This is a genomic window from Buttiauxella warmboldiae, from assembly GCF_003818135.1.
GTDB classification, from domain to species: Bacteria; Pseudomonadota; Gammaproteobacteria; order Enterobacterales; family Enterobacteriaceae; genus Buttiauxella; species Buttiauxella warmboldiae.
In genome coordinates, this window is record NZ_RPOH01000023.1 from 15,101 (window position 1) to 35,842 (window position 20,742).

Sequence of the window (20,742 nt, forward strand, 5' to 3'; positions counted from 1 at the left end):
AGGAATCGCGCTTATGACCAATCCATTGCTGACCCCTTTCGATTTGCCGCCGTTTTCCGCACTTCTCCCTGAACATATTGTGCCAGCCGTGCAGCAAGCGCTGGATGATTGCCGTGCGAAAGTCGAAAGCGTGGTAGCGCAAGGCGCGCCTTATAACTGGGACAATCTTTGCCAGCCGCTGGCGGAGGTGGACGATCGCCTGGGGCGTATTTTCTCTCCTGTCAGCCATTTGAACTCAGTAAAAAACAGCGCGCCGCTGCGTGAAGCTTATGAACAAACGCTGCCGCTGCTGTCGGAATACAGCACCTGGGTTGGGCAGCACGAAGGGCTTTATCAGGCCTATCGCAACCTGCGTGACGGCGCATGTTATGCCGATTTGAGCGTGGCTGAGAAAAAGTCCGTGGATAACGCGCTGCGTGATTTCGAGCTGTCTGGCATCGGCTTGCCGCCAGAAAAACAGCAGCGTTATGGCGAAATCGCCGCGCGTCTGTCTGAGCTGGGATCGACCTACAGCAACAACGTGCTGGATGCGACTCAGGGCTGGACGAAGCTGATTACCGACGAAGCGCAGCTGTCTGGTATGCCGGAAAGCGCGCTGGCTGCCGCACGCGCTCAGGCCGAAGCCAAAGAGCAAGACGGCTGGCTGCTGACGCTGGATATTCCAAGCTATTTGCCCGTGCTTACTTACTGCGACAACCGTGAACTGCGTGAAGAGATGTACCGCGCTTATGCGACTCGTGCATCAGATCAGGGGCCGAATGCAGGCAAGTGGGATAATACGCCGGTGATGGAAGAAATTCTGACGCTGCGCCACGAGCTGGCACAACTGCTGGGCTTTGGCAACTACGCGGAAAAATCGCTCGCCACCAAAATGGCCGAAAACCCGCAGCAGGTTCTCGAGTTCTTAACCGACCTGGCGAAACGTGCGCGTCCGCAGGGCGAGGCTGAGCTGGCGCAACTGCGCGCGTTTACGCAAAAAGAATTTAACGTCACCGAGCTGGAGCCGTGGGATATCACCTACTACAGCGAAAAGCAGAAACAGCATCTGTACAGCATCAGCGATGAACAGCTGCGCCCGTATTTCCCGGAAGAGCGCGCGGTTAACGGCCTGTTCGAAGTTGTTAAGCGCATTTACGGTATCACCGCGAAAGAGCGTAAAGATATCGACGTCTGGCATTCCGATGTGCGTTTCTTCGAGCTGTATGACGAGAAAAATGAGTTGCGCGGCAGCTTCTATCTTGATTTGTACGCGCGTGAGAACAAGCGCGGCGGGGCATGGATGGACGATTGCGTCGGCCAGCTGCGTAAAGCAGACGGTTCGCTGCAAAAACCTGTCGCTTACCTGACCTGTAACTTCAACCGCCCGGTCAACGGCAAACCTGCGCTGTTCACCCACGACGAAGTGATCACCCTGTTCCACGAGTTCGGCCACGGCCTGCACCACATGCTGACCAAAGTCGAAACGGCGGGCGTTTCCGGCATCAACGGCGTGCCGTGGGATGCGGTTGAGCTGCCAAGCCAGTTTATGGAAAACTGGTGCTGGGAGCCGGACGCGCTGGCGTTTATCTCCGGCCATTACGAAACCGGCGAGCCGCTGCCAAAAGAGCTGCTGGATAAAATGCTGGCGGCGAAGAACTACCAGGCGGCGCTGTTTATTCTGCGCCAGCTGGAATTCGGCCTGTTCGACTTCCGTCTGCATGCGGAATTCAGCCCGGAGCAGGGGGCGAAAGTGCTGGAAACTCTGCATGAAATCAAAAAGCTGGTAGCGGTTGTGCCCTCGCCAAAATGGGGCCGTTTCCCACACGCCTTTAGCCATATCTTTGCTGGTGGTTACGCGGCGGGTTACTACAGCTATTTGTGGGCTGATGTGCTGGCGGCAGATGCGTTCTCACGTTTTGAAGAAGAAGGTATTTTCAACCGTGAAACCGGGCAATCATTCCTTGATAACATCCTCACCCGTGGTGGTTCCGAAGAGCCGATGGAGCTGTTTAAACGCTTCCGTGGCCGTGAACCACAGCTTGACGCGATGCTGGCCCATTACGGCATCAAGGGCTGAGCTATTCTGTGAAAATCTGTTTACTAACTGAATCAGGCGCCGACTCCGGCGCCTTATCACTTTTGAGCGCGCGCTGGGGCCTGATACACGACGAAGACTCGCTGATGGCGCTGGTTTTGACGCCCGACCGTCTCGAATTGCGTAAGCGCGACGAGCCCAAACTCGGCGGCATTTTTGTCGATTTTGTCTCGGGCGCGATGGCCCATCGCCGCAAGTTTGGCGGTGGGCGCGGTGAGGCGGTGGCAAAAGCGGTCGGCATCAAAAGCGGCTATTTGCCGGATGTGGTCGATGCCACGGCGGGGCTTGGGCGCGATGCCTTTGTGCTGGCCTCTGTAGGCTGCCGTGTACGGATGCTGGAGCGCAACCCAGTGGTTGCCGCGCTGCTCGACGACGGTTTGCGCCGTGGCTATCAGGATGCGGAGATTGGCGGCTGGTTGCAGGAACGTTTGCAGCTGATCCACGCCTCGAGCCTGACGGCGCTAAGCGATATCACGCCGCGCCCGGAAGTGGTCTATCTCGACCCGATGTTCCCGCACAAGCAGAAAAGCGCGCTGGTGAAGAAAGAGATGCGGGTGTTCCAGTCGCTGGTGGGGCCGGACGAAGATGCAGATGGGTTGCTGTTGCCCGCGCAAAAGCTGGCGACCAAACGTGTAGTGGTAAAACGCCCGGACTACGCGCCGCCGCTCGGTGGCATCGAAACGCATAATGCGGTGGTCACTAAAGGGCACCGCTTTGATATTTATCCGGGAACGGCAGTTTAAACAACCCTCACCCTCAGGGAGAGGGTGAGGGTTAAAACGTTCTAAACTTAATCTTCGTCTTCATCACGCAGCGGGACAATTAGCATATCAACGTGAACGGTGTTGATCAGCTGGCGTGCGGAGGACATCAGTTTGCTCCAGAAATCCTGGTGGTGTCCGCAGACCACCAAATCCATATCGTATTTCTTAATCGCATCCACCAGAACCTGGCCCAGATCGCCGCTGCCGCTCAGGGTTTCAGTTATCGGATAACCTGCGCTAGTGGAAAGCTCGCTCAGCGCGTGATGCGTCTCTTCAGAAATGCGTTTTTGCATATCGCCCAGATTGACATCGATCAGTCCGGTATAGAGATCGGAGTAATTTACATCAACATGAATCAGGGAAACCTGGGCGTTGTATGGGCGAGCCATAGAAACCGCTTTTTCCACCAGTACCTTGCTCTCCGGGGAGAGGTCCACCGCGATCAGAATGTGTTTGTAAGCCATAATTTTACTCCTTCCATAAGTTGTCGATGACCAGCCTGGTCGGATAGCACTATGGATTGCTGTGGTGCTACCCGCACGTAAAAACCTAAATTGTAGATGATATTTCTACCCTATAACCAATGGCGGAAACCGTCAATGTGCCGCCGCTGTATACCTTTCCGCTAAAAATGGCGCTTATCGCTTTGATTAAGGCGAACGATGTGGCAAAAAAATTAGCGGATCTCCTACACTATTAAATAAGTCGTTCCGGAATAGTAATGTGAGCCGGATCGGCTTTTTGGGCTCGCTAAACGGTCTTTCTGGTTTTCGGGGTGAGCGGTTGCCCTGGAGTGATGTTCCGGGGCTTCACCGGGAGGGTTATATGATGATCAGCACCGTCGCGCTTTTTTGGGCGCTTTGTGTGGTTTGTTTGGTGAATATGGCGCGCTATTACTCATCTTTGCGCGCTCTGCTGGTGGTACTGCGCGGATGCGATCCGCTGTTGTATCAATATGTCGATGGCAGCGGTTTTTTTACCGCCCACGGGCAGCCCAGCAAACAGATTCGTCTGGTGAGTTATATCTACGCCCAGCGTTATCTTGACCATCATGATGATGAGTTTATTCGCCGCTGTGAACGCCTGCGCCGCCAGTTTATTTTGACCAGCGCGCTATGCGGACTTGTGGTGATTAGTCTTATCGGTTTGATGATTTGGCACTGACAGTTTGAGCACATAAAAAAGCGGGCCAGTTTCCTGACCCGCTTTTTGTCGTACTGCGTTCACTGCATCAGACTTAGATGAAGTGCAGTGAAATCCAGTAAAGAGAACCAGAAAGCAGAATCGACACCGGCAGGGTAAACACCCAGGCCATCATGATGTTGGTCACAGTCTTACGTTGTAAACCACCGCCGTCAACCACCATCGTCCCCGCTACGGAAGAAGAAAGCACGTGAGTGGTAGAAACCGGCATACCGGTGTAGCTCGCAATACCGATGGAGACGGCGGCTGTCATCTGCGCGGACATACCCTGCGCATACGTCATGCCTTTCTTGCCAATCTTCTCACCGATAGTGGTCGCCACACGACGCCAGCCAATCATCGTACCGAGGCCAAGCGCCAGAGCGACCGCCATGATAATCCAGATTGGTGCGTACTCAATGGTGTACAACAGGTCAGTTTTCAGCTCTTTGAGGAAGCGCTTATCGTCCGGTTTGGTTTCCGGCAGTTTAGCCACTTTCTCCGACGTATCCGAAATGCACAGCAGCAGGCGGCGCATATGGCTGCGTTGCTCAACGCTCAGCTTGTCGTAGCTGTCGATATTGCCCAGCAGCTCTTTCGCACGCTGCACTGCAACCATGGCGCGGCTGGCGTCGCAGTGGAATTCAGCAGGCTTATCCTGGCCCTTCACTTCTTCAGGGGTGGGAATCGCTGGGTTGAGATCGACAACGTGCTTAATCGCATCGCCGTGCTGCGCGTAATACTGCTCAAGGTGCGTAATGGCATCGCGAGTACGAGCAATGTCGTAGCCGGAAGCATTCATATTCACCACGAAGCCTGCAGGGGCAACGCCAATCAGCACCAGCATGATTAAGCCGATACCTTTCTGCCCGTCGTTTGCGCCGTGGGAGAAGCTCACGCCAATAGCGGAGATAATCAGAGCAATACGCGTCCAGAATGGCGGCTTTTTCTTGCCGTCTTGTTTTTCACGCTCGGCAGGCGTCAGGTGGATACGGCGGCGCTTCTTGGTGCCGCTCCAGTAGCGACGTAGCAAAAAGATTAGCCCGCCCGCAATCACCAGACCCACAAGTGGCGAAAGGATCAACGACATGAAAATCCCAATCACTTTCGGGATATTCAACGCATCAACAACCGAGGTGCCGTTCATCAATGCATTTGTCAGACCAATACCAATGATGGCACCGATAAGCGTATGGGAGCTGGACGCCGGCAGACCAAAATACCAGGTGCCGAGGTTCCAGATAATAGCGGCCAACAACATAGAGAACACCATGGCGAGGCCATGTGAGGACCCTACGTTCAACAGCAGATCGGTAGGCAACATATGCACAATCGCATACGCCACGCTCAATCCACCGAGCAGAACGCCGAGGAAGTTAAATAATGCCGCCATTGCTACCGCAAGTTGCGATCGCATTGCCCGGGTATAGATAACCGTTGCCACTGCGTTAGCAGTGTCATGAAAGCCGTTGATCGCTTCGTAGAAGAGAACAAATGCCAGAGCAAGTAATAACAAAAGCCCGGTATGTAGATCCAGGCCATTAAACAGAAATTCCATAGACGTTACGCCATTTTGAGGACATGAACGCGGCGCATTATGTAAGACAACTTCGCAATGCGCCAACAGAAATATGGACTTTTCTTAATGTTTGTCCGTTCAACGTCAAACAATGAAAAGATTTACATATTTATTTTCAATCACCTGGCAATGTTAAGACGCATTTAGCTGGTGCGACCAGCCCGCTATCTTTACAATTCCTTGCATTAAGCATAGTCGGGAGTAGGTCGTGGGAAAGTTTGATACCGTTATTATTGGTGCAGGTGCGGCAGGTATGTTCTGCGCCGCGATGGCAGGCCAGGCCGGCAGCCGAGTGTTGCTTATTGATAACGGGAAAAAGCCGGGCCGTAAAATCCTGATGTCTGGCGGCGGTCGTTGCAACTTTACTAACCTTTATATCGAACCTGCGGCTTATCTGAGCCAAAACCCTCATTTTTGCAAATCTGCGCTGGCACGTTATAGCCAATGGGATTTTATCGACATGGTCGGTAAACACGGTATCGCGTGGCATGAGAAAACGCTGGGGCAGCTTTTTTGCGATGATTCGGCGCAGCAAATCGTGGATATGCTGATGGCTGAATGTGAAAAAGGGCAGGTCGCCATGCGCCTGCGTAGTGAAGTATTAGCTATAGAACGTGACGAAAACGGCTATACGATCCAATTAAATGGCGACAGCGTACAGGCGGCAAAATTAGTTATCGCCACCGGCGGGCTTTCGATGCCGGGTCTGGGCGCAACGCCGTTTGGCTATAAGATCGCAGAGCAGTTCGGACTAAAAGTGCTGCCAACCCGCGCGGGCCTGGTGCCATTTACCCTGCATAAGCCGCTTCTTGAACAGCTCCAGGTGCTTTCTGGGGTCTCCGTTGCGTCGGTGATTACCGCAGCCAGCGGCGTGAGCTTCCGCGAAAGTTTACTGTTTACCCATCGGGGTTTGTCCGGCCCTGCGGTATTGCAGCTTTCCAGCTACTGGCAACCCGGTGAGTTTGTGAGCGTTAACTTACTTCCTGATACCGATCTGGATGAATTGCTTAACGAGCAACGCAACGCTCATCCGAATCAAAGCCTGAAAAACACCCTGGCGATGGTGCTGCCAAAGCGCCTGGTGGAGTGCCTGCAACAGCTTGGGCAAATTCCGGATGTCACACTTAAACAGCTCAATACCCGTCAACAAAGTGAAGTGCTTGAAACCTTACAAAACTGGCAGGTGCAGCCCAACGGCACCGAAGGTTATCGCACCGCAGAAGTCACGCTTGGCGGGGTGGATACCCGCGAACTTAGCTCGCGCACCATGGAGGCGCGCAACGTGCCCGGTTTGTATTTTATCGGCGAAGTGATGGACGTAAGTGGTTGGTTAGGCGGATATAATTTCCAGTGGGCATGGAGTTCTGCCTGGGCTTGCGCGCAGGATTTGGTGGGTGCGCAATAACCCATTCTTTATTCATTCGGGTTGCTGATATGAGTCTCAATTGGGTTTGTTACACCTTGCTGGCGCTGGCGTTAATAGCCAGCTTTTTCTTTACTCATTCGCTTTGGATGGGGTTGTTATTCATCACGTTATTGACGTTTTTGCTATACGGCGCAGATAAACTGGCGGCGCGCAAAGGCTGGAGGCGCGTGCCGGAAACCACATTACTGGTTTTTGGCCTTGTGGGCGGTTGGATTGGCGCGTTTTTCGGCCAGCAGCTGTTCCGGCATAAAACTCAAAAACAGCCGTTCAGAACCTGGTTTATGCTCAGTGTCGCCGTGAATATCGTGGCGGTTGCCGGGGCGGGATACTGGATGTATGGGCGCTGGATTTTGTAGGTACTGTTCTGCCATGCAGGCATTTCCCGTATCAAGCCATTACTAATAACCATACTGAAAACTAATTGAAATAATGAGACTTTTAAACAATGAGCGCTGAAGCCACCGCGCATCCTTCAAAGCGCGCATTTCGCTATGCGCCGTTCCGCAATTTGTTTTTTGCTCGCCTGCTGACGGTTTTAGGCAACGGCATTGCGCCTATTGCGCTGGCCTTTGCGGTGCTCGATATGGGAGGCTCTGCGGCTGATTTAGGTATTGTGATTGCCGCTCGCTCTATCTTTAACGTCGCATTCTTGCTGATTGGCGGCGTACTGGCCGACCGCTACTCCCGCAGCCGTGTTCTGCTGTACTCTTCGGTGATTGCGGCCATCACTCAGGGCGTCGTGGCCGCTCTCGTTCTGGATGGTTCGGCAACCATCACGCTGCTGGCGGTACTCGGCGCGCTCAATGGAGCCGCAGCGGGCGCATCGTTGCCGGCTTCCCAATCCATGGTGCCACAAACTGTCCCGGTGCACGCTTTACGGGAAGCGAACGCCTTTATTCAGCTGGGTATTTATGGCGGAACGGTGATTGGGGCATCGTTGGGTGGCCTGCTTATCAGCGTGATGGGGCCGGGCTGGGGGCTGGCGGTTGATGCGTTAGGATTTGCCGCGTCAGCCCCTCTTTATCTGATGACGCGCACCCACACGCCACAGCAACAAGGCTCGCAATCCAATATATTTCAGGATCTAAAAGAGGGCTGGGCGGAGTTTATTTCGCGAAGCTGGGTCTGGGCAATCGTGGTGCAGTTTACCATCGTCAATGCCGCGTTTAGCGGTGTGATGATGGTGCTGGGGCCAGTGGTTGCGGATGCAACATTTGGCCGCGCCGGTTGGGGAATGGCCATTGCCGCTCAAAGCGCGGGCCTCATTGTGGGTTCTTTTATTGCGCTACGCTGGCGTCCACGGCGCGATCTTTTCATCGGCACCGTTCTTATTGTATTTTGCGCGGGGCCGATCGCGGCGCTGGCTCTGTTTCCTGCAATACCGGTACTAATGGCGGCATTTTTAGTCGCCGGTATCGGTTTTGGCCTGTTCGGTGTTGCCTGGGCGCAATCGTTACAAACCCATATCCCGCCTGAGAAACTGGCGCGGGTGTACGCCTATGACGCCCTGGGATCGTTTGTGGCGATCCCGGTGGGTGAGCTTGCCGCAGGCCCTCTGGCGATGCGCTACGGCAATACGGAGGTGTTACTGGCCTGCGCCATCGCCGTTCTGGTGGCGACGATTGCCGCCAGTTTTACCCCTGCGATCAGAAGGCTCGATAATTCGGCGCAGCTCAGGCAGCATCAAGTCTGAGCCGCACCGCAGCAGGCTTACTGGCAAACTAGCGCCTGCGCCTTATTGAGCAAATAGGGCCGCAGGTAACCTACGGTGTTAGAGAGCGGCAGCACATCTTCATGCAGGTGAATATTGAGCACGTTGCGGATATATTCCCGACGGGAATGTATACGCCGCCACAATTCCGGGTAAAGGGCGGCTATTTTCAGGCGCAGCGGCTCATCGGCCAATGCAATCGTGTCTTCGATGCTGGCTCCGGCGTAACCCTGTCGCGATGGGATAATATCGATTTGCAGCAGCATCCCGCTGGAGAGAGGAATATCGGAGGCGGGATAAATCGGCGAACATAGCCACTCTTCGTCAGCCACCAAATGGCCAGGGTTGAGGTGCCAGTGGTATTCGGCTTTTGGCAGCACGCGCTCAATCAGTTCGTAAACTTCATGGCCCTTCACGCCAACGCGCATATGTTCAAGCCAGTTTACTACCGCGCGAAAATAGGGGATGGCGACCACATCAAGGTAATCTTTTACCCCTTCAGCAAGCTCATCGGCATGGCTTACCACATATGCCGCGCGGCTGGTTAACCCGCCTTTATAGCTGACGGTTAATGAAAATTTATCGCCTTTGCGGATTTGTTTATCGGAAGGGTAGAGATTGGCATTTTCGAAGCGATCGCCGGTAGCGGCAATCGTCACCACGTTATTGGCTTGCCCTTCAGCCGCAAGCAGTGCTGCAATCGATTTTTCCGTGTTGCCCACTTCAATCGCGTTCAGTGCGGTCAGCGCCGCACCCGATGCCAGATTTGCGCCATATTCGTAATGGGCGATTTCATTGGCGTTATTGATGATTCGGGCACCGTTGCGTGGCGAAATAAACAGCCCGGTGGCGTTAAGTAATTCACATCTGGATGGCAGGGCGCCCTGAAGAGCCTGGAAAATAAAGGCTGGAATATCAAACAGCGGCTTAGGGTTATCGTGCGGGCCGGTGAACAATTTCCAGCCTGCGATTCCCACGCGTTGTTGCCCAACCAGCCCGGCCTGTTGCAGCACTTCGCTTAGCGAAAGCGTGGTCTCCAGCGGCTGGTTTGGCAGCGAAAACCACGGCGCGTGCACCACGCGGGCAGGGGTTCTGGAGTGCGGTGCAAGTTTGAGGTTTTCGTTGCCGAGCACCAGCACCGCCTCGCCGCTGTTATGCAGCACCAGCAATCCCTCTTCAAAGCGCGGGATGAACCCGGTCAGGTATTCAAAGTTCCCGCCGTGCTCTTTATCAGCATAAATAACCAACGCATCCAGATGCTGGCGCGCCATTGCCTGCAAAACCTTACTGTGGCGCTCCTGGAGCGTCTGGTTATTTAATGCCACGCTCGGGACATTAAGGTAAATCTCCGGCTGCTTAATGGTGGCAAGCGTGATGGCTGAATGCGGCATAGGTGGTTAATTCCTTTTTTTCACTGGGTGAAGATTAACTTACCACCAGGCCAAAAAAGAACCTATCCCGGTAGCCTGCTTTTTGGCCGTCCAGGCCCCAGCAGCACCGCAAGTTTTGACCCCCCTTGCGTGGTTTCCATCAGAATCTTACATACGCTGGTGAGCGGCACGGAAAGCAGCATGCCCACCGGGCCCAGCAGCCAGCCCCAGAACAGCAGTGACAGAAACACCACAAAGGTCGACATGCCGAGACCGCGCCCCATCATGCGCGGCTCAACGATATTCCCGAGCACCATATGCACTATCAGGAATAACGCGCCAACCAGCACCATTTCGTAAGTGCCGTTGAAGAGAAACGCCTGAACCATGGGCGGAATGGCAGAAATCACCGAGCCAATATTAGGGATGTAATTGAGCAGGAAGCCCAGCACGCCCCACATCAGCGCAAACTGCACCTCTAATAATTGCAGGCCGAGCCAGATAATCACTCCTGTCCACAGGCTGATAAGCGTTTTTAGCGCCAGATAATGCGTCACGCCTTTGAGGGCGCGGTGCAGGCTGGCGATATGAACTTTCGGATTGGAAAGCGCAAAGCGCAGCTTGTACGGCACATGTCGCACTTCAAACAGCATAAACACCACGGTCATCACCAGCAGCAGCACGCTGGCCATCGCTCCGGAAAGCTCGCTCATCAGCGTGGTGACATACGACATCATTTTCTCGGAATCCATGCGTTGCAGCATGCGTTCCGGCGATAAACGCAGATGCATAAACGGCAGCATGTTTTCGATTTCATAGATCTTTTGCGTCAGCATTTTATTGTATTTCGGCAGCAGTTCGATGAAGTCGCTCATCGAGGCCGCCAGCACGCCGAGCAGCATGGTCAGCACCACCAGCATCGCCAACACCACCATGGAAATCGCCAGTGGTCGGTTCACCCCCCGGCGAATAAACCAGGTGACCAGCGGGTTAAGCACAATGGCAAAGAATAGCGCTAATAAAAGCTGGACGATGATGTCTGCCGCAGCGTGGATCCCGGCAAGAATAATCACCAGCGCAGAAAGTTTTATCAGTATATGTAGCCCGGTTTTGTCGGGTTCTGGAGAAAGCATGAAAAGATCCTGAATGCGAGGGATCCTCTTAGTGTAGCGCTTCGTTAACTTCTTACCCGCAAGCCGAGTCTGAAAGTCTGTTGCCTTATCTCTCTGGCGGTGGCCGTGCGGGTTGGTATCGCGTGGTGGATAGCATGGCAGATAAAAAAACGGCCCCCGGTTGCGTTACCGGAGGCCGTATTATGTTCGCCACCATTATTACTTGATGGTGAGGGTATTGATGATGTTCTCTGCGGCGGTTTGCGCTTGCTGCTGGTTATCCGCAGGCAGCGTAATCTGCATGGTTAACAGCTGGTTATCAATTTTACCCAGGATCACCGATGAGTACGCGGTCTGGCCCTTTGCAGAGATAATGCTGTCGAGCTGCTGCAGCGCGTGGCCTTTAATCTCAATGGATTTATTGGTCACCACCTGCAGTTGGGGATCGCGAGCACGCTGCTGATCTTCAAGGCGTTTTGCTAAAGCCGCCAAATCGTCTGGCGTGTCGTCGCCCATAATCACAATCACCGCTTTCTGACCGGTGGCGTCAGAATAGACGTGCATATTGTTTGCCTGAGTGCCCAGTTTACCGCTCTGGTCGGTCATATCGGCAGGCAGCGCAAAGCTGACTTTTCCGTCCAGCAGGCTAACCGGCTGGGCGCTTGCGCTGCTTTCTGCCGCTGCAGTAGTGGTTTTGCTGTCGCTGTTATCGCAAGCGGCCAGGCCTAATACCAGCAGGCCGATACCGACATATTTTACCAGGTTACCCATGACTTCTTCCTTTAGGTTAGCAAGCCTTTGCGGCCAATTTCAGCATCTTATCACAAGATAATTCAAGCGCTGTCAACCGGGTAGTAATGCCTGATTTTCAGACTTATCTGCCAGCCGTTTCAATAACATATTCAGCATAACGCCGTACATCGGCAGGAAGAAGGCCAGGCTGATTAACACTTTGAAGCAGTAATCCACCACGGCAATTTCGACCCAGTGCTGGGCCATAAAGGCATCCGGGCTGCGCCAGAAGGCGATAAAGAAGAAGGAAAGCGTGTCGCTGATATTACCAAACAGCGTGGATGCGGTGGGCGCAAGCCACCAGTAGCGGCTCTGGCGCAGGCGGTTAAAGACATGCACATCCAGAATCTGGCCCAGCGCGTAAGCCATAAAGCTCGCGACGGCGATACGGGCAACGAACAGGTTGAAGTGCAGCAGCGCCTCGAATCCTTGCCAGCTGCCCATATAAAACAGGGCTGAAATACCATAGGAGATAATCAGCGCAGGCAGCATGACGGCAAAGATAATACGACGCGCCAGCGGGGCGCCAAAAATACGTACCGTCAGATCGGTTGCGAGGAAAATAAACGGGAAGCTAAACGCGCCCCAGGTGGTGTGGAAGCCAAACACCGAGACCGGTAACTGCACCAGATAGTTGCTGGAGGTGATGATCAGCAAATGGAATAGCGATAGCCAGAACAGCGCTTTAGCGCGCTGAGTCGAATTGAACTGCGTCATTATTGTCGCCTTTTTGGTGAAAGGGGTGAGGGAACCCTGATGTTTTAAAGCGGGTGCGATGATACTGCGTTACACCTGCTTTGCAACGGTTAATTTTAGCGCAATCGTTCACGTCACTTGCACCAGAATTTACCGGGCGTAAACTATCGCGGTTTGATAAACCCGAGACCGCAGATGACCGATTTTTTTTCCCATCCCGACCATACTCTTGACGCCCTGGGGCTGCGCTGCCCGGAACCGGTGATGATGGTGCGCAAAACCGTACGCGGCATGCAGCCTGGTGAAACGCTGCTGGTGATTGCCGACGATCCTGCAACCACGCGCGACATCCCCGGCTTTTGCCTTTTTATGGAACACGAACTGCTTGCTAAACAAGTCGACTCATTGCCTTATCAATACCTGCTGCGTAAAGGCCAGTAACCTCGCTCCAGCCCCTGGCTTTCCTGCTTTGGGCTTCTGAACCCTAATTTCATTTTTTTATCGCTTTTTGTGAAGTGCTTCACCCTCGCTTTTCTCCACGTAGTCTAGCTTTTAATCGATAAATTAAAACAATGTTTTATTTCTTATCGCAAATTCCTACCTCTGCTGGAGCGACACAATGAAGAAGACCTTTCTGCCTGTTTTTGCTGGTTTATGCCTGTCCGGCGCGTCAATGCTGTTGACGCAGACCGCTTTTGCCCAGGTGATTAAAGCTGCCGACGTTCACCCGGAAGGTTATCCGAACGTGGTTGCGGTGCAGCACATGGGTGAAAAACTCAAACAACAAACCAACGGTGATTTAGAGATAAAAGTTTTCCCGAGCGGGGTGCTGGGCGATGAAAAACAGATGATTGAACAGGCGCAAATGGGGGCGCTCGATATGATCCGCGTGTCGATGGCGCCGGTTGCCGCGATCCTGCCGGATGTTGAAGTCTTTACCCTTCCCTATGTGTTCCGCGATGAAGATCATATGCACAAAGTGATCGACGGCGATTTGGGCAAACAGATTGGCGATAAGCTGACTAATAACCCGAAATCCCGCCTGGTCTTCTTAGGCTGGATGGATTCCGGCACGCGTAATCTGATTACCAAAAATCCGGTAGTGAAACCGGAAGACCTCAAGGGCATGAAAATCCGCGTTCAGGGCAGTCCGGTGGCGCTGGCTACCCTCAAACAGATGGGGGCGAACTCGGTCGCCATGGGGGTGAGCGAAGTGTATAGCGGGATGCAAACCGGAGTCATTGACGGCGCAGAAAACAACCCGCCAACTTTTATTGCCCACAACTACATGCCGGTCGCCAAAAACTACACCCTGAGCGGGCACTTCATCACCCCAGAAATGCTGCTTTATTCCAAAGTGAAGTGGGACAAACTGACGCCCGAACAGCAGCAAAAAATCCTGAAGCTGGCGCGCGACGCGCAAATGGAACAGCGTGAATTGTGGAATGCCTATAACAAGCAGGCGCTGGAAAAAATGAAAGCCGGTGGCGTGCAGTTCCATGAAATCGACAAAGCCTGGTTTGTGAAAGCGACTGAGCCGGTGCGCAAACAGTATGGCGATAAGCATCAGGAATTGATGAAAGCGATTGCTGACGTTAAGTAACTTTTTGTTTTGTGAGGGTTTACTTATGTCGCAACGCTACTCAGACTTAATGGATAAAGTGTATTTGCTGGCGATGATTGTCGCAGGGCTGTCGCTACTGGTGATGACAATCATTATTCCGATTGGCATTTTCTCGCGCTATGTCCTTAACCGTGGGGAATCCTGGCCGGAACCGGTGGCGATAATCTGCATGGTGACCTTCACGTTTATCGGCGCGGCGGTCAGTTACCGCGCCGGTTCACACATCGCGGTGAATATGCTGACAGACCGTCTGCCGCAGGCAATACAGCGGCTGTGCGCACGTACTGTCGATTTGCTGATGCTGCTTATTTCGCTGGTGATGTTCTATTACAGCTTCTATCTGTGTGCAGATTTATGGGAACAGCCCGTTGCCGAATTCCCGATCCTCACATCCGGTCAAACCTACCTTCCGCTGCCCGTGGGCGCGATTTTACTGATTCTGTTTGTTGTCGAGCGATTACTGTTTGGCTCTCAAGAGAACCGACCAATAGTGCTGCTGGGTAATCACGGTTAAGACCAGGGGATAACATGGACGCATTTATTTTATTAGCAACGCTTGCGGTGCTGCTCGCTGTAGGAATGCCCGTCGCCTTTGCCGTAGGGCTGAGCGCCATGGTTGGTGCGCTATGGATAGATTTGCCGCTGGAAGCGATCATGATTCAAATCACCAGCGGGGTGAACAAATTTACGCTGCTGGCGATCCCATTCTTCATTCTGGCAGGGGCCATCATGGCGGAAGGCGGCATTGCCCGTCGCCTGGTCAACTTTGCCTATATCTTCGTCGGTTTTATTCGTGGCGGCCTATCGCTGGTGAATATCGTGGCCTCCACCTTCTTCGGCGCCATTTCCGGCTCGTCGGTGGCGGATACGGCATCCATCGGCAGCGTGATGATCCCGGAAATGGAGAAAAAGGGCTATCCGCGTGAATATGCGGCGGCAGTCACCGCGAGTGGATCGGTGCAGGCGATTTTGATTCCGCCAAGCCATAACTCGGTGATTTACTCGCTGGCGGCGGGCGGCACGGTGTCGATTGCCACGCTGTTTATCGCTGGCGTGCTGCCGGGATTATTACTCGGTGTGTCGCTAATGGTGATGTGTCTTGGCTTCGCCCATAAACGCGGTTACCCGAAAGGCGATCGCATTCCTTTCAAACAGGCGGTGAAGATTTTCTTCGACGCGCTCTGGGGCCTGATGACGGTAGTTATCATCCTCGGCGGAATTCTTAGCGGGGTATTCACCGCCACGGAATCTGCGGCCGTTGCCTGCGTCTGGGCGTTCTTCGTCACCATGTTTATCTATCGTGATTACAAATGGAATGAGCTGCCTAAGTTAATGTTCCGTACCGTAAAAACCGTCTCTATCGTGATGATTTTGATCGGTTTTGCTGCCGCCTTTGGCGCGGTGATGACCTACATGCAGCTGCCTGCGCGCATCACGGAGTTCTTCACCTCGCTGTCTGATAACAAATACGTCATTCTGATGTACCTCAATATCATGCTGCTGCTGATTGGCACGCTGATGGATATGGCGCCGATTATCCTGATCCTCACCCCGGTACTCCTGCCGGTAACCAACGCGCTGGGTATCGACCCGGTTCATTTCGGCATGATAATGATGGTGAATCTCGGGATTGGGTTAATTACCCCGCCCGTGGGATCGGTGCTGTTTGTCGCCAGCGCGGTGAGTAAACAGAAAATCGAAGTGGTGGTGCGTGCCATGCTGCCGTTCTACGCGATGCTGCTGGTGGTGCTGGCGATGGTGACCTACATTCCGGCGGTTTCCCTGTGGCTGCCGCATATATTGGGAATGACGAGCTAAAAGCCCCAGGATAACCCTCACTGAAACCGAGTGAGGGTTATATAAAGAGTGCCGGAGAAATGCCAAAACGTTGCGACAGCTTTCTGATGTGCTCGGTAGTGAGCTGCCGCTCGCCGCGCAATACGCGTGAAACCATAGACTTACTACCAATCTCATTCTGAAAGTCGTTTTGATTCAGCTGGTACTGATCGATTAGCGTCTTGAGTACCGCAATACCAGGCGGCAGCGCATCCATTTGCTCGCGAAACGCGATGACATCCGGCAGATTTTTTTCATAGGCAGAAATTTTAACGCTGACCAGCTCCAGCAACGGGCTGGCGGCATCGTTTGTCAGCAAGTACTCCACCAGCTCCAGCGCTTGCTGGTACTCTTTTTCACCTGGGTTATCAGCCAGAAAGGGTACGGCGATCTTCAGGGCCTCGGTGGCTTTTAGTGCATCTGCGATCATCTTTTCTTTCCCCGGTGGGCTTCGGTAAATCTGATGTAATCCGCATGCGTCATGATGTCGCGCACGTAGAATTTTTGGCGGTCAAAGAATATCAGGGCAATTAACTGCAGCTCATTTCGCGCAATATTAATGACGTAATGCTTGTCGAGATATTTAAAATTATCGAGAGTGGGATAAATTTTCCTGAGCGACTCAGGGGTTGGAAAATGGCCTTTCTCGATAATTCTCGCCAGCATCAGCAACGCCTGTGCATGCTGCGGAAATCTTTGGCTGGCTTCGCTCAGCGCTTTGAGTGAGATTAAGTGCATACTCCTGCCTGAAGTTGACTAATTGGCAACTATATAAGCACCGAGTTGCCAATTAGTCAACCCGATGCCGTGAGCCGCCATTGTCATTCGTCAGGGCTTTTCTTACCAGCTCCGCGCTGTAATTGCCCGAGCCTTCACGCAAACTAACGCTTTCGCAGCAACCGCAACGCATTTAGCGTAACCAGTGCCGTTGCGCCTGAATCTGCTAAAACGGCCAGCCACAAACCGGTCATCCCCAGTAGTGTGGTGATCAGGAAAATCCCTTTCAGCCCCAGCGCAATGGTGATGTTTTGGCGGATGTTGTTATGCGTTGCCCGAGCCAGGCCGATCATGCTGGCAAGCTCTGTCAGGCGGTTGTGCGTGAGTGCCGCGTCTGCGGTTTCCAGCGCCACATCGGTGCCGCTGCCCATGGCGATACCAAGAGTGGCGGCTTTCATGGCTGGCGCATCGTTAATACCGTCGCCCACCATCGCCAGCGGCGCGCGGGCGTTGAGCTCGTTGACCGCGCTGACTTTATCGGCAGGCAGCAGGCTGGCGCGATAATCCATTCCCAGTTCCTGAGCGATTGCAGCCGCAGCCCGCGGGTTATCGCCGGTCAACATCACGCTCTGAACGCCAATATCATGCAGTGCTGCCACGGCGGCTTTTGCATCGCTGCGTAAAGTATCGCGCAGCGCCAGAACGCCAATTAATTTGCCTTGTTGCACTGCGGCAATGACCGTTTGACCCTCGGCCTCAAGCTCGGTAATGCGTGCCTGCCACTGCGAATCGAGAACATTTTCTGCGAGTTTCCCCGGCGTGCTCAGGAGTACGGTTTCGCTGTTGATGGTGGCTTCTACGCCAATCCCTGCCAGCGCCCGATTCGCGCTGGTTTCAGGCAAGGTTAAACCCCGACTTTGTGCTTCACGCACAATCGCTTGCGCCAGCGGGTGTGACGAACCTTGCTCAACGGCGGCGGCAAGGGCCAGCAGCTGGTTTGGGTGAAGTTCGCCATTGACTTCAATGGTGGTCACCTGCGGTTTGCCAGCGGTCAGCGTGCCGGTTTTATCGAAAGCGATATGTTGAATTCTGCCAAGGCGTTCGAGAGCCGCTCCGCCTTTAATCAACGCGCCACGGCGTGCCGCCGCGGCAAGCCCGGAGGTAATCGCCGCAGGCGTAGAAATCACCAGCGCACACGGGCAGCCGATCAGCAACAGCGCCAGGCCTTTGTAAATCCATTCGCCCCAGCTTTGTCCGAATAACAGCGGTGGGATAACCGCCGCCAGTAGCGCGATCGCCATAATAATCGGGGTGTAAATCCGGCTGAAACGGTCAATGAAACGCTCAATGGGTGCACGGCGTTCATCCGCTTCTTCAATTAAGCGCAGAATGCGGTCAATCGCGCTGTCGCCCGGTTCTGAAATCACCTCAAGCTGTACTAACCGGTCTACGCTGGTGCTGCCCGCCGGAACTTTCTCGTCGAGCTGGCGTTCGACGGGAATGGATTCTCCGGTTAGCGCGCTTTCATCGAAACTGGCAAATGGCGTTAACAACCGGCCATCTGCGGGCAAACGCCCTCCAGCCGCAACTTCAATGATATCGCCCGGACGCAAATCACCCAGCGCGACGGTTTCGCGTTCGCCGTTACGAATGCGTGTGGCAACTTCGGGTTTTAGCGCCATCAGCGCACTCACGCCGCGGCGCGCGCGGCTGGCGGCGTAAGATTCCAGACGTTCGCCAATTAAGAACAGCAGCAGTACCATCGCCGCTTCGGCGGTTGCACCGATAAACAGCGCGCCAATCGCGGCGACGCTCATTAGTGTTTCGATGGCAAACCAGTTGCCGCTGCGCATCAGGCGCACCGCCTGGCGGGCAATCGGCCACAGGCCAGCCAGCGTGGTGGCGATAAACGCGATGTTGCCAAATGGAGGGTTAATTTGCTCAACGCCCCAGCTCAGCGCCATCATCACTGCCAGTAAAATGAGCGGTAAATTTTCACGCACAGAAGATGTTTTTGGCGCGGGCGCGGTGCCGCTTCTCAGCTTGTACCCGGCGGCTATGACGGCTTTTTCAACCTGCGGGCGAATATCATGGGCGGCGGTGACCAGCAGTTTTTGGGTGGCAAAGAGCACCTGAACACGCTGCACATCTGCCAGCTGCTTAACCGCATTTTCAACTTTGCGGGCGCAGGCGGCGCAATCCATACCATCGACCAGCCAGCTATAGCGATCAAGGGGCTCGGTAAACGTTGCGCTTGCCGCAGCAGGCTCGGCTTTATCGCAACAGTCATTACCGTGACAGGTATCGGTTTTTACGGGTAGCGGGCTGAGTTTTGCTTTCGCAAACAGCGGGGATTTTGGGGTGTTGAGCATCTGCCCTCCGGGGTAATGATAATGTTCTCATTACCCATGTTACTCTCTGGAGTTGACTCCAGAGTCAAGAGGGAAATTTGAGGGGCGGTAAAAACCGCCCGCAGGGTCAAATATACAGAGCGCGTACAATCATAAAGTGCCCGGCAAAATAGCAGGCTGCAGCGATGGCGCTGTCACCCGTGAAGCGGCGGCGGTAGTGGCTACCCAGCCACACGATATTCCCCAACAGCAATAGCGTGGCACCGATAAAGCCCGAGAAGCCTGGCCGCGTTGGCAGGTAGAAATAAAGCTCGCCCGCCAGCCATACCATCACCAGCGTCATGCCGATAAACGTCAGAATCGGCCAGCGGAAGGTTTCGAGGCGCGTCCAGATAACGGCAACCAGCAAGGCTCCCACAATCAGCAAGACCAGCGGCAACGGCCAGAAGAGGCTGAACGTCATCTGGCTGGCGAAATAGAGGGTGTAAAGCAGGTGCGAGAGGAAAAATGCGCCGATGGCGTACAGCATGCGCTGAGTGGGCAGCAGCGTGAGGGCATCACCCAGCAGGGTTGCCAGCAGGCCCGCCACAATCAGGTAGCCCGTCGCGTTCAGCATCGGCGCCTGCCACGCCAGCAGTAATAAAAGTAAGAGCGTGACGGGTTTAAACACCCAGCGTTGCCAGCCTGGCCCACGATAGGAAGCGTCTACGTACAACCATCCGGAAAAGAATACAGCGATAAAAGACCAGAGCATAGCGAGTCCCTTTTTGTATTAGTTAATCTACCGTTGAATTTAAGTCTAGCGGTCAATAGCGACGGATGACAACGTCGCGAGCGGCAGGGTATGCTTAAAAGTGCCTGACAAAACGAGATAAATCTATGAGTAAAATGCCCCTTTTTTTCATCGCAGTCGTGGCGATTATCGTCGTGGCGGCATCGTTGCGCTTTGTGCAACAGCGTCGCCAGAATGCGGAAAATGATGCGGCACCGGTGATGGAAAAAAGCGTGCTGGTGGCGACAAAACGTGAAGCGCCGACTCACGATCGTCGCTCACGGCAACGCGAGGTCACGCCGGTGGAAGATACGATGCGCTATGAGGTTTGGTTTCGCCCGCAAAGCGGCGGGCTGGAGCTGAAAATGCGGGTGACGGCGCAGGCTTACCACGCGATAAGCGTTGGCGATAGAGGAACCTTGCAGTATCAGGGGACGCGCTTTGTGGGCTTTATCCCCGAATAATTACTTGCCCTGGCGGAGCTTCTTCTGCCAGATCAGCAGTTCGAATACGCCAAAGATAAAAATCTTAATCTGCTGGCTGCGGCTGAGCGGCGGGCTGTCTTTCGGCTGGGTCGATTTCAGTAACGCCAGCTGCATACCGTGCATTAACACGGTGAAAATCAGCGCCACGTTAACGAAGATATTCAGCGGCCGTGGAAACGGATGGAAAATATTCAGCAACAAAAAGGCCCAGACGCCAAGCATCAATAATCGACCAATATGAATCAACATCA

The 20,742-nt window shown here is 54.0% G+C and carries 22 protein-coding genes; 11 read left to right on the plus strand and 11 right to left on the minus strand.

The window, feature by feature from the left end; all coding sequences use genetic code 11:
- Positions 1-13 precede the first annotated feature (13 nt).
- On the plus strand, positions 14-2,056 hold the full coding sequence (prlC, locus tag EHN07_RS07055) for an oligopeptidase A (RefSeq protein WP_124023471.1): 2,043 nt from the start codon (positions 14-16) through the stop codon (positions 2,054-2,056).
- An 8-nt stretch (positions 2,057-2,064) separates the two neighbouring features.
- Positions 2,065-2,817 (plus strand): 16S rRNA (guanine(1516)-N(2))-methyltransferase RsmJ, encoded by a 753-nt coding sequence (rsmJ, locus tag EHN07_RS07060; RefSeq protein ID WP_124023472.1) that lies wholly within the window; start codon positions 2,065-2,067, stop codon positions 2,815-2,817.
- 47 nt (positions 2,818-2,864) lie between these two features.
- Here rsmJ and uspA read toward each other — a convergent pair whose 3' ends face one another.
- On the minus strand, positions 2,865-3,302 hold the full coding sequence (gene uspA, locus EHN07_RS07065) for a universal stress protein UspA (RefSeq protein WP_124023473.1): 438 nt from the start codon (positions 3,300-3,302) through the stop codon (positions 2,865-2,867).
- A gap of 364 nt (positions 3,303-3,666) precedes the next feature.
- On the opposite strand from uspA, the gene uspB reads away from it, so the two are divergent.
- The gene (gene uspB, locus EHN07_RS07070) at positions 3,667-4,002 is read left to right on the plus strand and encodes a universal stress protein UspB (RefSeq protein ID WP_124023499.1); all 336 of its coding nucleotides are present in this window, start codon (positions 3,667-3,669) and stop codon (positions 4,000-4,002) included.
- A 73-nt stretch (positions 4,003-4,075) separates the two neighbouring features.
- On the opposite strand, the gene pitA is transcribed toward uspB, so the two are convergent.
- Positions 4,076-5,578, minus strand: coding sequence for an inorganic phosphate transporter PitA (pitA, locus tag EHN07_RS07075; protein WP_124023474.1), 1,503 nt, complete (start codon positions 5,576-5,578; stop codon positions 4,076-4,078).
- Positions 5,579-5,807: 229 nt separating this feature from the next.
- Here pitA and EHN07_RS07080 point away from each other — a divergent pair, with 229 nt between their 5' ends.
- The 3 genes from EHN07_RS07080 (at position 5,808) to EHN07_RS07090 (ending at position 8,718) form a co-directional block, all read left to right on the plus strand.
- Positions 5,808-7,004: a BaiN/RdsA family NAD(P)/FAD-dependent oxidoreductase gene (locus EHN07_RS07080; RefSeq protein ID WP_124023475.1), complete on the plus strand. Its 1,197-nt coding sequence runs from the start codon at positions 5,808-5,810 to the stop codon at positions 7,002-7,004.
- Positions 7,005-7,033: 29 nt separating this feature from the next.
- On the plus strand, positions 7,034-7,381 hold the full coding sequence (locus EHN07_RS07085) for a DUF1294 domain-containing protein (protein WP_124023476.1): 348 nt from the start codon (positions 7,034-7,036) through the stop codon (positions 7,379-7,381).
- Between the two features lie 89 nt (positions 7,382-7,470).
- Positions 7,471-8,718, plus strand: coding sequence for an MFS transporter (locus EHN07_RS07090; protein WP_124023477.1), 1,248 nt, complete (start codon positions 7,471-7,473; stop codon positions 8,716-8,718).
- Between the two features lie 17 nt (positions 8,719-8,735).
- Here the strand turns inward: EHN07_RS07090 and EHN07_RS07095 are convergent, their stop codons facing one another.
- The 4 genes from EHN07_RS07095 to EHN07_RS07110 all read right to left on the minus strand — a co-directional run bounded on the left by EHN07_RS07095 (position 8,736) and on the right by EHN07_RS07110 (position 12,727).
- Positions 8,736-10,127 (minus strand): M24 family metallopeptidase, encoded by a 1,392-nt coding sequence (locus EHN07_RS07095; protein WP_124023478.1) that lies wholly within the window; start codon positions 10,125-10,127, stop codon positions 8,736-8,738.
- Between the two features lie 62 nt (positions 10,128-10,189).
- Complete coding sequence (locus EHN07_RS07100; RefSeq protein ID WP_124023479.1) at positions 10,190-11,239, minus strand: AI-2E family transporter; 1,050 nt, start codon at positions 11,237-11,239, stop codon at positions 10,190-10,192.
- Positions 11,240-11,437: 198 nt separating this feature from the next.
- A complete protein-coding gene (locus EHN07_RS07105) occupies positions 11,438-11,989 on the minus strand; it encodes a DcrB family lipoprotein (protein ID WP_124023480.1) in 552 nt (183 codons plus the stop codon).
- A 72-nt stretch (positions 11,990-12,061) separates the two neighbouring features.
- Positions 12,062-12,727, minus strand: a complete 666-nt coding sequence (locus EHN07_RS07110) for a 7-cyano-7-deazaguanine/7-aminomethyl-7-deazaguanine transporter (RefSeq protein WP_124023481.1) — start codon at positions 12,725-12,727, stop codon at positions 12,062-12,064.
- 174 nt (positions 12,728-12,901) lie between these two features.
- Here EHN07_RS07110 and tusA point away from each other — a divergent pair, with 174 nt between their 5' ends.
- The 4 genes from tusA (at position 12,902) to EHN07_RS07130 (ending at position 16,148) form a co-directional block, all read left to right on the plus strand.
- Positions 12,902-13,147, plus strand: coding sequence for a sulfurtransferase TusA (tusA, locus tag EHN07_RS07115; RefSeq protein WP_124023482.1), 246 nt, complete (start codon positions 12,902-12,904; stop codon positions 13,145-13,147).
- A 178-nt stretch (positions 13,148-13,325) separates the two neighbouring features.
- Positions 13,326-14,309, plus strand: coding sequence for a TRAP transporter substrate-binding protein (locus EHN07_RS07120; RefSeq protein WP_124023483.1), 984 nt, complete (start codon positions 13,326-13,328; stop codon positions 14,307-14,309).
- A gap of 25 nt (positions 14,310-14,334) precedes the next feature.
- Positions 14,335-14,844 carry a TRAP transporter small permease gene (locus tag EHN07_RS07125; RefSeq protein ID WP_124023484.1) on the plus strand — a complete coding sequence of 170 codons (510 nt, stop codon included), beginning with the start codon at positions 14,335-14,337 and terminating at the stop codon, positions 14,842-14,844.
- A 14-nt stretch (positions 14,845-14,858) separates the two neighbouring features.
- Positions 14,859-16,148, plus strand: a complete 1,290-nt coding sequence (locus EHN07_RS07130) for a TRAP transporter large permease (RefSeq protein WP_124023485.1) — start codon at positions 14,859-14,861, stop codon at positions 16,146-16,148.
- 37 nt (positions 16,149-16,185) lie between these two features.
- Here EHN07_RS07130 and EHN07_RS07135 read toward each other — a convergent pair whose 3' ends face one another.
- The 4 genes from EHN07_RS07135 to EHN07_RS07150 form a co-directional block, all read right to left on the minus strand.
- Positions 16,186-16,596: a helix-turn-helix domain-containing protein gene (locus EHN07_RS07135; RefSeq protein WP_124023486.1), complete on the minus strand. Its 411-nt coding sequence runs from the start codon at positions 16,594-16,596 to the stop codon at positions 16,186-16,188.
- Positions 16,593-16,904: a type II toxin-antitoxin system HigB family toxin gene (locus EHN07_RS07140; RefSeq protein ID WP_124023487.1), complete on the minus strand. Its 312-nt coding sequence runs from the start codon at positions 16,902-16,904 to the stop codon at positions 16,593-16,595. Before EHN07_RS07140 ends, EHN07_RS07135 begins: the two co-directional genes overlap by 4 nt.
- 143 nt (positions 16,905-17,047) lie before the next feature.
- Positions 17,048-19,255: a Zn(II)/Cd(II)/Pb(II) translocating P-type ATPase ZntA gene (zntA, locus tag EHN07_RS07145; RefSeq protein WP_124023488.1), complete on the minus strand. Its 2,208-nt coding sequence runs from the start codon at positions 19,253-19,255 to the stop codon at positions 17,048-17,050.
- Positions 19,256-19,361: 106 nt separating this feature from the next.
- The gene (locus EHN07_RS07150) at positions 19,362-19,988 is read right to left on the minus strand and encodes a lysoplasmalogenase (protein WP_124023489.1); all 627 of its coding nucleotides are present in this window, start codon (positions 19,986-19,988) and stop codon (positions 19,362-19,364) included.
- Positions 19,989-20,113: 125 nt separating this feature from the next.
- On the opposite strand from EHN07_RS07150, the gene EHN07_RS07155 reads away from it, so the two are divergent.
- A complete protein-coding gene (locus EHN07_RS07155; protein WP_124023490.1) occupies positions 20,114-20,470 on the plus strand; it encodes a DUF2500 domain-containing protein in 357 nt (118 codons plus the stop codon).
- Here the strand turns inward: EHN07_RS07155 and EHN07_RS07160 are convergent, their stop codons facing one another.
- Positions 20,471-20,740, minus strand: a complete 270-nt coding sequence (locus tag EHN07_RS07160) for a DUF1145 family protein (protein ID WP_124023491.1) — start codon at positions 20,738-20,740, stop codon at positions 20,471-20,473.
- Positions 20,741-20,742: the final 2 nt, after the last annotated feature.

Coding starts and splice junctions, on each gene's coding strand:
- prlC (WP_124023471.1), top strand. CDS start 14: ATGACCAATCCATTGCTGACCCCTTTCGATTTGCCGCCGTTTTCCGCA.
- uspA (WP_124023473.1), bottom strand. CDS start 3,302: ATGGCTTACAAACACATTCTGATCGCGGTGGACCTCTCCCCGGAGAGC.
- uspB (WP_124023499.1), top strand. CDS start 3,667: ATGATCAGCACCGTCGCGCTTTTTTGGGCGCTTTGTGTGGTTTGTTTG.
- pitA (WP_124023474.1), bottom strand. CDS start 5,578: ATGGAATTTCTGTTTAATGGCCTGGATCTACATACCGGGCTTTTGTTA.
- EHN07_RS07085 (WP_124023476.1), top strand. CDS start 7,034: ATGAGTCTCAATTGGGTTTGTTACACCTTGCTGGCGCTGGCGTTAATA.
- EHN07_RS07090 (WP_124023477.1), top strand. CDS start 7,471: ATGAGCGCTGAAGCCACCGCGCATCCTTCAAAGCGCGCATTTCGCTAT.
- EHN07_RS07095 (WP_124023478.1), bottom strand. CDS start 10,127: ATGCCGCATTCAGCCATCACGCTTGCCACCATTAAGCAGCCGGAGATT.
- EHN07_RS07100 (WP_124023479.1), bottom strand. CDS start 11,239: ATGCTTTCTCCAGAACCCGACAAAACCGGGCTACATATACTGATAAAA.
- EHN07_RS07105 (WP_124023480.1), bottom strand. CDS start 11,989: ATGGGTAACCTGGTAAAATATGTCGGTATCGGCCTGCTGGTATTAGGC.
- EHN07_RS07110 (WP_124023481.1), bottom strand. CDS start 12,727: ATGACGCAGTTCAATTCGACTCAGCGCGCTAAAGCGCTGTTCTGGCTA.
- tusA (WP_124023482.1), top strand. CDS start 12,902: ATGACCGATTTTTTTTCCCATCCCGACCATACTCTTGACGCCCTGGGG.
- EHN07_RS07120 (WP_124023483.1), top strand. CDS start 13,326: ATGAAGAAGACCTTTCTGCCTGTTTTTGCTGGTTTATGCCTGTCCGGC.
- EHN07_RS07125 (WP_124023484.1), top strand. CDS start 14,335: ATGTCGCAACGCTACTCAGACTTAATGGATAAAGTGTATTTGCTGGCG.
- EHN07_RS07130 (WP_124023485.1), top strand. CDS start 14,859: ATGGACGCATTTATTTTATTAGCAACGCTTGCGGTGCTGCTCGCTGTA.
- EHN07_RS07135 (WP_124023486.1), bottom strand. CDS start 16,596: ATGATCGCAGATGCACTAAAAGCCACCGAGGCCCTGAAGATCGCCGTA.
- EHN07_RS07140 (WP_124023487.1), bottom strand. CDS start 16,904: ATGCACTTAATCTCACTCAAAGCGCTGAGCGAAGCCAGCCAAAGATTT.
- zntA (WP_124023488.1), bottom strand. CDS start 19,255: ATGCTCAACACCCCAAAATCCCCGCTGTTTGCGAAAGCAAAACTCAGC.
- EHN07_RS07150 (WP_124023489.1), bottom strand. CDS start 19,988: ATGCTCTGGTCTTTTATCGCTGTATTCTTTTCCGGATGGTTGTACGTA.
- EHN07_RS07155 (WP_124023490.1), top strand. CDS start 20,114: ATGAGTAAAATGCCCCTTTTTTTCATCGCAGTCGTGGCGATTATCGTC.
- EHN07_RS07160 (WP_124023491.1), bottom strand. CDS start 20,740: ATGTTGATTCATATTGGTCGATTATTGATGCTTGGCGTCTGGGCCTTT.